We start from the raw sequence: 14,055 nt of genomic DNA on the forward strand, positions 1-14,055 counted from the left end.
GTGGCGAGATAGAAACAGAAGCCCACACGTCCGTTGTCCCCATACACCTTGAACAGCTGCTCTGTAAACTCCTTCAGAGTGACCGAAGAAAGATTGAGATGCACAAACTGCTTCTCAAAAGTAAAGAACTTCGGGTCGTTCTTGTATATGGACGAACTGGATGGCAGATAGAAGTTGCCCTTATCCTTCAGCCTGACTATGCCAAATTCATCAGCCGGGATGAAATGGCAGTCGTGGAAAACACCGTTGCCAAAAGCGTAGAAGCCAGCTCGTTGCCAACCCATTTGAGTGATTTCCGTTGCCGTCTCGGTCTTCTCATAAAGGTAAGACTTCAGCTTCGTCAGTTCCTTTTCAGTACCCTTCCAAATGAAGTTGCCCAAGCCCTCGATTTTCTGCTTGAACTTAGCGAGAGCTATCAGATCCTCCTGCTTCAGTTCCAAAATTTCCTCATGTTTCATCGCATTCTTTATTTTATATAGACGTTTCGGATTTGTTGTATCTTTAATGTGGAACAGCGGAACCATCGTGAAGTTCGACCACTCGTAGACACTGCCTTTCTCCGTTATGGACATGTAGCAGCCGTGGTCGATATAAAAGCCGTATTTGTGGTTTAGGTCGTCCTCATCCTGCTCCTTATGTTTCTTGTCCTGCTCCTCGCGCAGTTTCCGCTCCTTATCCACCGCCTGGAGCCATAACCGTCTGCCCTGGTAATACTTCGTGAGCTTGCCGATATACATGGACACGCCCGTCTCATCGTCAATCAGCGACAGTAGATAAGCAATCTTCTTGATAGTTAGGCGCTGCTCCTCCGTGGTGTTCGTCTGCGGAAACAGTTTGTCCGCCATCCAAAGAATGAAGTCCGTCTCCTCGGTGGCGTTGAAGATATTGGTGTTTTTGAAGAACGTGTCCGGATCCTGCTTCTTGTTGTCGTCCGTGTCCGGGATTTCCTTGATGCTGACAGATAGACCATTTTCCATAGCCAGTGTTCCTGCCTCCATGACGACTTGTATGCCATGGCCATAGGGTTCTCCGTTCTTGGGTGGATCAGCATCCGGAAGGAAACACACCTTGCTTGCTATGCGCTTGATGGTAGAGAAATGCGTTTCGTTCCACGCCGATCCGAGAGCAGCCACCGTGTTGTATATGCCGATAGACTGAAGACGCATACAATCCGGTGCCCCCTCGACGAGAAACATCTTATCCTGCTTTGCTGCCGTTTTCCAAGCATCCTCGATGCCGAAGAGTACCGTAGACTTGTGAAAGATGAGCGAGTCCGAGCTGTTGAGGTATTTGGGCTGCTGCTCATCCATGCAGCGAGCGGTGAAGCCTATTACATGCCCGAAGCGGTCATGTATCTGTATTACGATACGATTCTGGTAGAAGTCATAGCCACCACGATTGAGAAGTCCCAACTCCTTCAGGAAGTCCGCCTTTACTGGAAGCTGTTGCAGAGCGTGTCCGTCAGCCGGTGCATATCCAATCTCTTTGAGAGTGGAGTAGTCCTTTCCCCAACGTCTGTAGGCATACACCTGTGCCTCCTTCGACTGCAGGAACTGCTTGCGGTAGAAGTCGGCGACCTGCTTGTTGGCAATCCACAACGCTTCCTTATGCAGTCGCTTCTGCTTTGCCTCCGCTGATTCCTGCTCCTGCTCAATCTCCACGTTAGCCCTTTGTGCCAACGTCTTGACGGCTTCGATGAACGTCTTGTTCTCCACCTTTTCTATAAAATGGATGGCATCGCCACCTTCGCCACAGCCGAAGCACTTGAATCTGCCGGTCTGTGGAGAAACATAGAAAGAAGGCGTCTTCTCGTTGTGGAACGGACAGCAGCCGACATAGCGCGAGCCACACTTCCGTAGGTGGACGTGTTCGCCGATGAGCGCCACGATGTCTGTGCGCTCCAAGATGGTGTCGATGGTTTCTTGTCGTATCATAATGTGGTGTTGAGTGGAAAATGCCCTATATCCACTATCTCCCGACATTGGATATAGGGACTTAACAGTTATATTGAGGATGATTCTACAATGCTCTTATAGCGTTTATGTATTCGCTTTTTAGAATGTACCATAAACGTCCCTTTTTATGAGCAGGGATTAGTTTACGCTCAATCCGTTTTCTTACTGCTTGTGTCGATATGCCGAGCTCTTTAGCCAGTGCAGCGACACTCATGACGGTCTCTTCCTGGTCAATGACAATCTTCTTCATGTCATCATCTGAAATCCTTGGGGATTTGGGTCTTCCAACTGTTCTCTTCTCCATTTTCTTTATTTGTTAGATAATCTTCTCTTGTTTCACAAATTATTGTCGCAACCTCTAAGTCAGAACAATAATGATAGTGTACGAACTTGCCTCTCTGCTTGCCTCTGCCTTGATTGTGACGTGAAGCAAGGCAGTTCAACGACTGCACTTTGTCACAAGGGAGGTAGGCAGACTTCACCTCTCCGGGGTTGATGGCATTTATCCATTCAGTGATATTTGTTACTCTTTCAATTTTCATAGATAACTTATTTGTTGTTTTACAATAAGTCCTTCTGTAGTGTATTCCATGTCGGGTTAGACCTATATCAAAGTAAAGGTTAAAAGCGTGAAAACCATTGGTAATATCGCACTTTTTTCGTATCTTTGCATTGTTATATAGAGGATATTCTACGAATAGAACACCACCCGAATTTTGCAGTCTGCCTTAACACTTGTCGAACTTTCTTCGGCAAAATTATAAGGAAAAAGAAAGATTGATTTGCAAAATGTAAATTATTTGTACCTACATACCTACTATTTAACACTTTCGATGCGACATAATGATACATGTCGATAGAAAAGCAATAAAAAGAGTTCTTTAAAATAATAGTTCAAAATCTAAACGTCTGTCTGCTTTCAGTATGTATGTAGGCACGTATGTAAGTAAAATGTGTGACACTTGTGTGACACTTTGAAAAAAACTACTTTGGCGTTTGTTTTGTAGAAGATAAAAATTTCCTTCTAAAACCCTGTAATGATGTGACTTACATAGGATTACAACGGCGTTAGAATTTGGATTCCAAGCGGATCACTTGGATTCCAACGGAATCACGAAAGTACAAAACAACGTCAAAGAGGATTCTACTTCGGTAGTATCCTCTTTGTTGCTTATATACAGTTAGTTACGAGCGAGTAACTTGAAATTCTACTCCGATAGAGTATGTTGTAGGTTATATTTGCAAAAATATATCTTCAACTGATATAAGTAGTGGAGAAAAGTCGCCAAAATAGAGCATTTTACACTCTCTTATACATCAGAAAATATTGATTTCTTCTTAACTGAATAAGGAATATGTCTATTCCTATATTCTTCTCGTAGTTCTTTATTCATACCTTTATTTTCGAGATCGTCTGTATAATTGAACTTGTATGCTTTGTATTTTTCATCATTATCCTTGACGATAGTTCCATCTGAAGCTATGTGATAATGGTAAGTATGAAAATAATTGTCAATATTAGTTTCTCTTGTTTTATTATTAATCCAATAGCAATATTCAAATGTAGTTAAATATAGGTCGTTTGATCTGTTATATATCCATTTGCACATTGGCACAGTGTCTTTTGGCACATTACGGGTGCCATAATAATTGAAAGGTACAAATACAGGTAATGAATCATTTATGCCTAAGTATAGGGCATCTTTTATTTCTCCATCTTTGCCGAAAGTAACAAGACATGACTCGTTTTGCTTATATTCAAAAGCAATAGAGGTGACATTAAACACACATACAAGGATTCGGTTGTATGGCATAGTGGCACAAGCCAGACGCAATTGAACATCATCGGCCTCTTCATGTTTTCCTATGAAGCTTAGAACATTATCAGTTATTGTGGTATCAATAACGACGCCACTATCCTTAAGCATTTGACATAATGTATCAAAGGTAATGTGGTCCTGTACGGCTTGGTACAAAGAGTCGAATTTTGCGTAGTAGGGAGAACACAAACATGATGACATCAACAATACTGTACAGAAAAAGTTGAATCCTATTATTAATTTTTTCATAACGTATCATCTTAATATCAAATTGTCTGGTATGGAACAGCATAATCGACACTCTGTTATAGAATACGATTATGCTGATTCTTATTTGTCTGAGAACGGACAAATGTTAGATGTCGGTGTCTTCGATTTCTCTACCGAAGATTGTCGGCTTTGGAGGTGCAAAAGCGCCACCTGCATCCTCATATTCAATGTCCGAACTGCTACTTGGCTTATTGATGTTGCCGTCATAATTAACACCGGGGGATGAGCATAACACCATAGGGACATCCTCCAAATCATAAACCTCTATCTCAGGCTTAACGTATTGTTTTTTCATTGTTTACTTGTTTTTAAGTTGTTGTTTCTTATTCACGTTTACTTTGCCTTCTTCATCAGTCCGTCTATCTCCTCAAATTCCTTACCCATGTTGAGGTTCAGATAGATGGTATAGAGCGGCATTGCCCACTTTGATTGTGCTTCGGGGGCAAGCTTACGGTATCGCTCCATATAGGGCAGCGCTTTTCTATAGAGTTGCTGCATCTGACGCCGCTGCGTGCGGTTGGTGAGTTTCTTATTGTCGAGAGCCACAGCCTGATTATAGTAAGCCAGGGCTGCGTTAAGGTAAGGGTCAGCCTTGGTGGAATCAGCAGCGATGAGGGCATCACTCAGCACAAGACACTCATCGTAATGTCCCTGTAAGAGCAAAACCGAACTCTTGGCAAAGCGTGCCACGAAAGAGAGCGAGTCGGCTTTCAGGGCGCGGTCGCAGAGCGAGAGTGCGCGGCAGGTGTCGGCACTGCGGAAGTAATAGTCGAAGAGATGGCTGAAGAAATAGTCTGACTTCGGATAGGCATCGAATCCTTTGTGGAGGACGGCAAGACAAGCCGTCGTGTCTGCCTGCTGACGGTAAGCATCCGCCATATAGCGGCAGACGATGTCGAGCCGCGCTGTGTCAGCCTGCGCCAGATCCGCATGAGCAAGAGTCTTCTCTGGCGACGACGCACGGTGTCCGCAGAAAACAGCATTGAATGCCACCTTCGGCAGCATTGGGTCTTTCTGTGCGAGGTTGTATGAAGAGAAGAGAGGCTGGCGGGCACAGTCGATGTAAGCATCAAAGAAGGTCCACGCCTTGAGATAATTCCCCTTTGCCATAAAGAACATTCCGCCCGTCTGAAGATTCCGACGGTAGGTATTGAGCCACGAGGCATGCTTACGGCGATACTTCAGCTCCACACGTCCCTTACGGTCCGGACGTGCGTCCACCGAATCGAGACCCTCCAAGACACCGAACAGACGATAAGTGACGTCGAAGAGACTCGCCGTATCGGTGGTCTGCTTCAGATACATCTGCTCGTTGAGAGCTTCGTACTGCTTGCGTACGGCATCGAAGAGCACCAGCCAGATCTTATCGTTGTTTCTATTGGCAGAGTCGGCAAGAAGATGGCGCATGGAAGCCTCAGCCTCAGCAAGCTTCTTCCCGGCCTTTACATTGTCCTTCGCCTGAGCTATCTCCTTGCGCTGTGCAGCAGCAGGAACGGCAGAGGAGAGGGAGAGGAGAAGGAGGAAGAAGAGAGCGAATAGTTTACGTATCATAATGGCAAACATATAAGATTAGGGATTATCGTAAATAAATTTAAAAAGAACGAGAGTGTGCCAAACACCTTATGTATTGACACACCCTCGTAAAGATTTTGCATAATTATGGTGCGGTCATGTCACACACATACCGCCACACACATCTTACTGTGCAAGCTCCTTAGTACGGGCGTCGTTCTCGCCGTAGAGATTGTAGTAAGTGTTGTAGAGGAGGTAACGCCAGTTGGCACGCTCCTGGTTGGGATCGAGCTGGCGAGCCTTCTCAAGGTAGCCCTGAGTTTCCTCAAGGAGCGGCTTCTGCTGCTCGAAGGTAGCAAGACCTGCTGCCTTGTTGTTGATGCTGAAGCCGAGCCATGTGAGCACGAGGGCGTCCTCCTTGATGGAGTTGGCCTTCTTGAAGTCGGCGATGGCCTCATCCCACTTGCTCTCGTTCATCTCAGCCTGACCCTTCACGGCGAGTGCCATAAAGTCGTTAGGATTCTTTGCAAGGCGCGTGTTGAGAAGATCTGCCTGCTTGTCCTTCATGCCGAGTGTGCCGTAGAGTGTAGCGAGGTTTGTGAAGATGGTCTCGTTCTCAGAGTCGTTTGCATAGAGAGCTTCGAACGACTTGAGACACTTAACCGAGTCCTCACGTGTCTTCATGCTCTCCTGCATGAGCGCCATCTTGATGCTGAGGGCGTCCTTGTAAGAAGCGGTATCCTTAAGCGAAACGTCGATGTACTTGTTGGCAAGGTCCATGTTCTTGTTCTGGTAAGCGAGAACGCCAGCTACGCGAGCCACCTCACCGAGGTTCTCATCGGGAGCCTTTGTCTTGTCGAAATCAGCGAAGAGAGGAGACACAGCGCTCTCTACGTAAGCTCCGAAGAGGTCGAGTGCAGTCTTCTGGTCTTCCTTCTCGAGAGCGCCCTGACCTACGATTACGAGGTGGATGCGAAGCGGCCAAAGAGCCTCCTGAAGCTTCTTGTGGAACTTGGGAGCCACCTTGCCCTTGGCGTTAGGAAGAGCGTCATACTTGTCGCACTGCTCAGCGTCGAGGAGGGCGTTCTTAAGAGCTACTGCCATACCCATGTTGTCGACAGCCTTCTCGCCTGCCTGACCCATCTGCTTCATCATCTGGTTCTCCTGGATGATTGAGATTTCGTGGTTAGCCTTGTTGAGCGAGAGTTCTACGAGCTTGTGGTAAGCCTTAGCCTTCTCGTCGTTGCTGAGAGTAGAGAGGCAAGACTGGAGCTGGCCCTGAGCCTCAGCATAATCCTTCGACTTGAGGACGCTCTTGAGGTCCTGTGCGAATGCAGACGATGAAGCTACGATCATCGCTGCCATGATAAATAACTTTTTCATAATCGAATAGTTTTGTTACAGTTATTATTGATTGTTATTATCTGTTGTTGACTCGACAATGGTGTCGGGTGACGTAGTCTCTACGTCGTCCAGCTTCTCGTCCTCGCCTACCTTCTCCTCCAGTTCAGAGCTCATCACCTTGCATACGCTGGCGATTACGTCGTTCTTCTTGGCGAGATTGATGAGGCGAACGCCCTGTGTGGCACGTCCCATGACGCGGCAGTCGCGAACGGCAAGACGGATGGCAATGCCGCTCTTGTTGATAATCATGAGGTCGTTCTCGTCGGTGACATTCTTGATGGCAACGAGGCGTCCGGTCTTCTCTGTCACGGCGATGGTCTTCACGCCCTTACCGCCACGGTTGGTCTTGCGATAGTCCTCCACGCTTGAGCGCTTGCCGTAACCGTTCTCTGAAACCACCATTACGGTCTCGTTCTCGGCATCGTTTACGATGATCATGCCCACAAGCTGGTCGTCGTCGCCGTCAAGCTGCATACCGCGTACACCCGTTGAGACACGGCCCATTGGTCGTACGGCAGACTCGTCGAAACGTACGGCGCGACCGTTGCGGTTGGCGAGGATAATCTCGTTATTGCCATTGGTAAGGCGAACGTCCACCACCTCATCGCCGTCGACGATGTTAATGGCGTTCACACCATTGGTACGGGGGCGTGAGTAAGCCTCAAGGAGCGTCTTCTTGATGGTGCCGTTCTTTGTAGCGAACACCACGTAGTGTGAATTGACAAACTCCTCGTCGTTGAGTCCGCGGAGGCGGAGAAGAGCGTTGACAGAATCGTCAGGCTCGATATTGAGGAGGTTCTGGATGGCGCGTCCCTTGAAGTTCTTGTCGCCGTCAGGTATCTCGTAGCACTTAAGCCAGTAGCAGCGTCCCTTACGGGTGAAGAACAGCATGGTCTGGTGCATTGTGGCAGGATAGATAAACTCGGTGAAGTCCTGCTCGCGTGTGCGTGCTCCCTTTGATCCTACGCCGCCGCGTGCCTGCTCACGATACTCGCTGAGCGGTGTGCGCTTGATGTAGCCCATGTGGCTGACGGTTATCACAACGGGGTCGTTCGGATAGAAGTCCTCTGCATTAAACTCATGCTCGAAGGGCTTTATCTCTGTGCGGCGCTCGTCACCATACTTCTCCTTCACCTCAAGCAGCTCGTCCTTCATCACCTTCTTGCAAAGTTCGGGGTCGTCAAGGATGGCCTGGAGGTGAGCGATGAGACGCTCCAGCTCCTCAAACTCGGCATGGAGCTGGTCCATACGCAGTCCGGTAAGCTGTGAGAGGCGCATGTCTACGATGGCCTTTGACTGTATCTCGTCCAGCTCGAAACGCTTCTCGAGGTTGCGCTGAGCCTCTGAAGGTGTGGCAGAAGCACGGATGATGTGTACCACCTCGTCAATGTTGTCGCAGGCGATGATGAGTCCCTCAAGGATGTGGGCACGCTCCTGTGCCTTCTTAAGGTCGAACTTGGTGCGACGGATGGTCACGTCGTGACGATGCTCCACGAAGTACTTCACACACTCCTTAAGTGTGAGGAGGCGCGGACGTCCGTTGACGAGGGCGATGCAGTTGACAGAGAAGGACGACTGCATGGCTGTCATCTTATAGAGCTTGTTGAGGATGACGTTGGCGTTGGCGTCGCGCTTTACGTCCACCACGATACGCATTCCCTGACGTCCCGACTCGTCGTTGACGTTGGAGATGCCAGTCACTCTTCCGTCCTTCACGAGGTCGGCAATGCTCGACACGAGGTCAGCCTTATTGACACCGTAAGGAATCTCTGTGATGACAATCTTGTCGTGAGAGTCACCGCTCTCAATCTCGCTCTTGGCACGCATCATGACGCGTCCACGACCGGTTTCGTAAGCCTGACGCACACCGGTAAGACCGTATATGTAAGCTCCCGTAGGGAAGTCAGGTGCCTTGATGTGCTCCATGAGTCCGTCCAGATCAATGTCAGGATTGTCAATGTAAGCGCAGCATCCGTCAATCACCTCGCTGAGGTTATGCGTAGGAATGTTGGTGGCCATACCGACAGCAATACCGTTACCGCCGTTAACGAGGAGGTTCGGAATCTTTGTAGGCATTACGGTAGGCTCCATGAGCGTGTCGTCGAAGTTGGGCGCCATGTCCACGGTGTCCTTCTCAAGGTCGTCCATGATATGCTCTCCCATCTTAGAGAGTCGGCACTCCGTGTATCGCATAGCAGCCGGCGAGTCACCGTCCACAGAACCAAAGTTACCCTGTCCGTCCACAAGCATGTAGCGCATGTTCCAGTCCTGTCCCATGCGTACTAACGCACCATAGACAGAAGAGTCGCCGTGTGGATGGTACTTTCCGAGCACCTCACCAACGACGCGGGCACATTTCTTGTAGGGATTGTTGCTGGTGTTTCCAATGCCGAGCATACCGTAAAGTATGCGTCGGTGTACGGGCTTGAATCCGTCGCGCACATCGGGCAAGGCACGGGAAACGATCACCGACATACTATAGTCGATGTATGAGCGTTTCATCTCCACCTCAATGTTGACTTTCTTAATTCTGTCTTGATCGATAGTCTGATTTTCGTCCATTTTATATTATTAATTTGTTTCGTTCACGAAGGCATAAATGACTAAAAATCGCCGTAAATGCCTTTTATTTGCCCTACATTCGTTTATAGGGATATGTTTCAAGGTGTAAAATTACAAAATAATTTCCGGTTAGCAATGCTTAGAAAGCTTAAAAAACGTGTTTTCTAAACAAATAGACGTATTGCGGGGCAGTTATCCGGAGCCACAATATTACAATTCTATTAAAAGAATGTTTAATCTTTGTACATTCAGATTATTCGGATTAACTTTGCACCCATAAAAAAACAAGTAACACATGTTTCATATTTCAGAATTCATCTTCTTAGGCGGCTTCATAGTTTTCATTGCCGCAATACTCGTGCTCGACATGCTTGTCATAGACAAGAAGGCGCACGAAGTGTCAATACGTGAAGCCGGTACATGGACGGTTGTTTGGATAACTCTCGCCTTGGCTTTCTCCGCCTTCCTTTGGTTTAAGGGCGACATGGTGCACGGAATAAGCAGCTTCGCCGACCTGAAAGCAGTAGCGACGGCGTACGCTCCACACCTGAAACTCAATCCGTCTGACTTTGAGGCGAGCCTGCAGCAGTACAGACATTACATGACCATAAGCTACATATCGGGCTACCTCATCGAGAAAACGTTGTCCGTGGACAACCTCTTCGTGATGATGATGATATTCACGGCGTTCGGCGTGGGCAAGAACGAGTATCAGCACGTGCTCAACTGGGGCATCCTCGGAGCCATAGTGCTGCGCTTCGTGTTCATATTCTTAGGCGCAGCCATCATCAGCCGCTTCGACTGGGTGTTGCTGGTGTTCGGTGGCGTACTTATATATAGTGGTGTAAAGATGTTCCTCGACCGCAACAAGAAGGAGGAGATGGACGTGCAGAAGAACCCTATAGTGCGTCTGCTCTCGAAGACGGGACGCATACACACACAGTTTGAGGGCGACCGCTTCTTTGTGCGCAAGGCGGGACGCCTGATGTTCACACCGCTCTTCGTAACGGTGCTCGTCATAGAGTTCAGCGACCTTATCTTCGCCTTCGACAGCATTCCTGCCGTATTCTCCGTGTCGCTCGACCCCTACGTGGTGTTCTTCTCCAACATCTTCGCCATACTCGGACTGCGTGCCATGTTCTTCCTCCTGGCTGCCATCGCCGACCGCTTCCGTTATCTGAAGACGGGTGTGTGCGTGTTGCTGCTCTTCATCGGTGCGAAGATGCTCATACATGAGTGGGTGGAGATTGACGCTGTGGCTTCGCTCTGCATCATAATCGGCGTATTGGTAGTGAGCATAGGCGCATCGCTGCTGCCGCAACGTAAGCAAATATAATAGCATTAAATTCTCACAATGGCAATATATGGCAATTCCCGGCGCTTTTTCCGAGAATTGCCATATATACTTTTACGTTGATTATCAACCATTTACACATACTATATGGCAATTAAAGCAACGCATTCAAACTTTTTTATTTTTTCTTCACCAGTCTAATGACATACCCAGACCAAAGGCACCATACGGCAAGTATTCCCATCACGAAGATAAATATATATGTAGCAATACTACCTATGAAGATTCTTCCGCTATGAGCCTCCAGAGCCACATTCCATAATGACATGGGCAGTTGGTTCATATAAGCGGGTTGTGGCGCAAAGTCGGTTCCTTCATTATACTCAGCAATGACAGGCGTATCAGAGAAATCCTGGCTCATACCTGCTATCGCCTTTTTTCCGAATGGTGCGCCAGCGTTCTTTAAAGCAGCTTTCCCTGTATAATAATCAACGGTTGTCCCCTTTACTCTATCCCAAACAAAGAGACCACTAAAAGAACCGCAATACCATTTACCATCTTTGTTTTTCTGAAGGACATTCAATCCCATAACACTGACTGGTGGAGTATTGGAGATGGACTCCAACTTTCCTGTCTGGAAATTCACGGAAAAGAAACCATCCGAAGTTGACAAGAGCCAGTCACCGAACTTTTCATCATAACGCACCACACGGAGTTTGTCATTCCAAGGATTCTTGCTATGAAGCGTCGTCCCAGGAATAGAGGGCATCTTGTTCAACACCAAGGCTATCATCACAGGAGGGCGGAGGCACCAACCTGTCAGGGCTATCAACAAAGTAAGCATGATGGTGTATCGGCCTATTTTGTCATGCCATTGTAGCGAAAAGCGAAGCAACCTCTTCTGTTTAGGCTTTAACCAGAAGATAAGACCTGAGATGCAGAGCAACACCAAGATTATGGCAATGCCATCTACGATGAGTTTACCAATGCTGCCAAACAACTCTCCACTGTGAAGCAGCCATATCGTACGAAAGACTGTAACTTTCCCATCATACTCCTTTGGCATAGGCAATTCTATCCGGTGGAAGTTCTGATAAGGTGGCAAGGAAACATAAGCATAGGAGCGGCTGAGAACCAAAAGCGTATCTCCATGAGCAGAAATGTCGCTCAACTTCTCTTCCGGCTCTGTCGGAAGAGTTACGCTTTTCCATATTTTGTGACTCCCCAACCGGTAGAGTGAAAACGGAGATACCGACCAGACAGAACCATCATCCGTTCTGATAACATTCCTTATCTGTCGGCTGTCTGCTCCTGCTGGCATCCCCTTATTAAAGTCCTTGAATGTAGATGCTGTAGAATCCGTTTGCCAGATTCCCCCGTTTCCATACAGCAAAATGGCATCATCCAAAGCAAGCGTTCCCCTCAGCAACCCGCCATTCCATTTCTGAAACTCATAACGACTTGGCAGGTACTTCCTGCTCACGTTCACCTCCTTGATGAGTGAACGATGATTGAGCAGGATGCCTGACACGCAGAACATCAGCATGAAGATGCTCAAGCCGATACCAAGCCATTTATGTTGTTTTCTCCAAGTTCCTTTCTTCATTGATTTCCTTATCTGATTATCTATCTTATTTCTTTTCTTTCTTCGCCCTTGCATCCTTGACAATCTTTCCTGCCAAGAAACAAAGTTCTATCACCATTACCACCCAATGCCAAGGATATTCGCTCGGATGTGCAATGAGCTTCCCGATGATGCCCGTGCGATTAAATGCCTCTACCGCTATCCAGAACACGATGACCGTTGCCGTACCCATTCTGATGTTTGCTCCCCACGATGGCAAGTGGAGTTGCTTGCGAAATACGTATGGGGCGGAAAGCAAGGCACCAAAGGCTACACCGAAGGTGACTGGACTCTCACGACCAAACAATTGAGGATCGTAGAGGTTCATCAGCAGGAGATAGCAAGTCCAGAGCATTGTGTTGATTTCCATGAAGGTAACAATGCTGGTGTGGCGTGTCATCGGGCGAGCGGCGATGAGTCGCTTGTTCTTCCCCAAGAAGAGCGTCTGCCACCAGTTGAGGAAGTTGCAGGCATTTCGGGAACAGAAGATGTAGAGCAACATCACCATTGCCCACAAGCCAAAGGTGGCAGGGAGCAAGAGATATTCAGGTCGGCTCAACACCTCTCCCGTTGTGGGGTCAATCTCGGCATGTGTTCCCCAACGATGGGCATAATACATGAAGAGAAAATCCACCCAGCCTGTCCAATAGAACATACCACCAATGAGTCCGAGCAAGGTCTGGCGAGTCTGTCCCTTGACGAAAACACCGACCACTACCATCATCATACCCACGAAGCCCACTGCCATGCCAGCACCCAACAGTTGCGTGCCGTCGTAGTTGTCCTTCAATACTCGTGCCACCAAGTGAACCATGGGCATGCTTCCCAATATCACGCCCATCGACACGATGGACTTCCACCAATTCAATTGTTTCATAATGTTTAATGTTTGATATTGAATTACTTTAGTTCATCGAGATAGTAACTGATTCTTCCTCCTTCATCACCTATCTGCACATTGGCATCATACCAGGAGATAATCTGGAGCTTGTAATATCTCTCGCCATCCCATGAACGGATTACGTAGGTATGGAAAGAAGGAGTATATACTGGAGGTGGACCAGAGAAACTCATTGCCTTTTCGAGCACCGGATTGCCGCTTACCAACTGCTTGGCAGGTCCGTTGTTCGGGTCGAACCAAGGGTTCTCGTTCATATCCAGTTTGTTGGCGATGCAATACTTGTTCCAGTCGTTCTGCGACATGGTGACATATACGCTTGCCGAATCATCCACGGCGAAGGTCATATTGTGTTCAGCCAGATAGGCATCCACCTGCGCCTTGCTCGTCCACTTGTCATATTCGCCATAGCCCAGGTCGGCAGCTCCACCCTTGCCTGGTCCGCTCGTTCCGCTGTTGGTGCGGAGCTGATAACCATTGAAGGCGAGGTCCCACTCCGTAGCAGGATAAGCCATCGTGTTGGGGTCATCCTCCTTGTTCTCCATCACTAAGATGCTGTTGGCTTGTCTCTTCACCGTCTTATAAGTTAGGCTCATCCGATAAAGTCCGTGGCATCCCTACCCAAATATCAACGATACACGATAGAAAAAGAACGGTATGTCCCTAACTCCACGCAGTTGGCCTCTAAATGCCTTAAGCTTGGAGTTGAGTGATTC

Annotated in this window: 11 protein-coding genes; 1 reads left to right on the forward strand and 10 read right to left on the reverse strand. The window is 47.9% G+C overall.

Annotation, left to right across the window (positions count from 1 at the left end; translation table 11 throughout):
* The 7 genes from dnaG to gyrA form a co-directional block, all read right to left on the reverse strand.
* The coding region (gene dnaG / locus CHL74_RS13695; RefSeq protein WP_094881765.1) for a DNA primase at window positions 1-1,934 on the reverse strand (1,934 nt) is incomplete at its 3' end.
* A gap of 85 nt (window positions 1,935-2,019) precedes the next feature.
* Window positions 2,020-2,259: a helix-turn-helix domain-containing protein gene (locus CHL74_RS13700; RefSeq protein ID WP_254923318.1), complete on the reverse strand. Its 240-nt coding sequence runs from the start codon at window positions 2,257-2,259 to the stop codon at window positions 2,020-2,022.
* Between the two features lie 1,006 nt (window positions 2,260-3,265).
* On the reverse strand, window positions 3,266-4,024 hold the full coding sequence (locus CHL74_RS13705) for a hypothetical protein (RefSeq protein WP_141241345.1): 759 nt from the start codon (window positions 4,022-4,024) through the stop codon (window positions 3,266-3,268).
* Window positions 4,025-4,130: 106 nt separating this feature from the next.
* Window positions 4,131-4,340: a hypothetical protein gene (locus CHL74_RS13710; RefSeq protein ID WP_094881767.1), complete on the reverse strand. Its 210-nt coding sequence runs from the start codon at window positions 4,338-4,340 to the stop codon at window positions 4,131-4,133.
* Between the two features lie 38 nt (window positions 4,341-4,378).
* The gene (locus CHL74_RS13715; protein ID WP_254923319.1) at window positions 4,379-5,596 is read right to left on the reverse strand and encodes a tetratricopeptide repeat protein; all 1,218 of its coding nucleotides are present in this window, start codon (window positions 5,594-5,596) and stop codon (window positions 4,379-4,381) included.
* 147 nt (window positions 5,597-5,743) lie between these two features.
* Complete coding sequence (locus CHL74_RS13720) at window positions 5,744-6,940, reverse strand: hypothetical protein (RefSeq protein ID WP_094881768.1); 1,197 nt, start codon at window positions 6,938-6,940, stop codon at window positions 5,744-5,746.
* 24 nt (window positions 6,941-6,964) lie between these two features.
* Window positions 6,965-9,523: a DNA gyrase subunit A gene (gyrA, locus tag CHL74_RS13725; protein WP_094881769.1), complete on the reverse strand. Its 2,559-nt coding sequence runs from the start codon at window positions 9,521-9,523 to the stop codon at window positions 6,965-6,967.
* A 295-nt stretch (window positions 9,524-9,818) separates the two neighbouring features.
* On the opposite strand from gyrA, the gene CHL74_RS13730 reads away from it, so the two are divergent.
* Window positions 9,819-10,859 carry a TerC/Alx family metal homeostasis membrane protein gene (locus CHL74_RS13730; protein WP_094881770.1) on the forward strand — a complete coding sequence of 347 codons (1,041 nt, stop codon included), beginning with the start codon at window positions 9,819-9,821 and terminating at the stop codon, window positions 10,857-10,859.
* Between the two features lie 136 nt (window positions 10,860-10,995).
* On the opposite strand, the gene CHL74_RS13735 is transcribed toward CHL74_RS13730, so the two are convergent.
* From CHL74_RS13735 to CHL74_RS13745, 3 genes are read right to left on the reverse strand one after another with little or no spacing between them, the layout of a single operon-like run.
* Window positions 10,996-12,477 carry a PepSY domain-containing protein gene (locus tag CHL74_RS13735; protein WP_094881771.1) on the reverse strand — a complete coding sequence of 494 codons (1,482 nt, stop codon included), beginning with the start codon at window positions 12,475-12,477 and terminating at the stop codon, window positions 10,996-10,998.
* Window positions 12,449-13,318 carry a hypothetical protein gene (locus CHL74_RS13740; protein ID WP_094881772.1) on the reverse strand — a complete coding sequence of 290 codons (870 nt, stop codon included), beginning with the start codon at window positions 13,316-13,318 and terminating at the stop codon, window positions 12,449-12,451. The genes CHL74_RS13735 and CHL74_RS13740 overlap by 29 nt, the downstream gene beginning before the upstream one ends.
* Window positions 13,319-13,341: 23 nt before the next feature.
* Window positions 13,342-13,884 (reverse strand): HmuY family protein, encoded by a 543-nt coding sequence (locus CHL74_RS13745; protein WP_254923320.1) that lies wholly within the window; start codon window positions 13,882-13,884, stop codon window positions 13,342-13,344.
* Between the last annotated feature and the right edge of the window lie 171 nt (window positions 13,885-14,055).

Source organism: Prevotella sp. 885, assembly GCF_002265625.1.
Lineage (GTDB): Bacteria > Bacteroidota > Bacteroidia > Bacteroidales > Bacteroidaceae > Prevotella.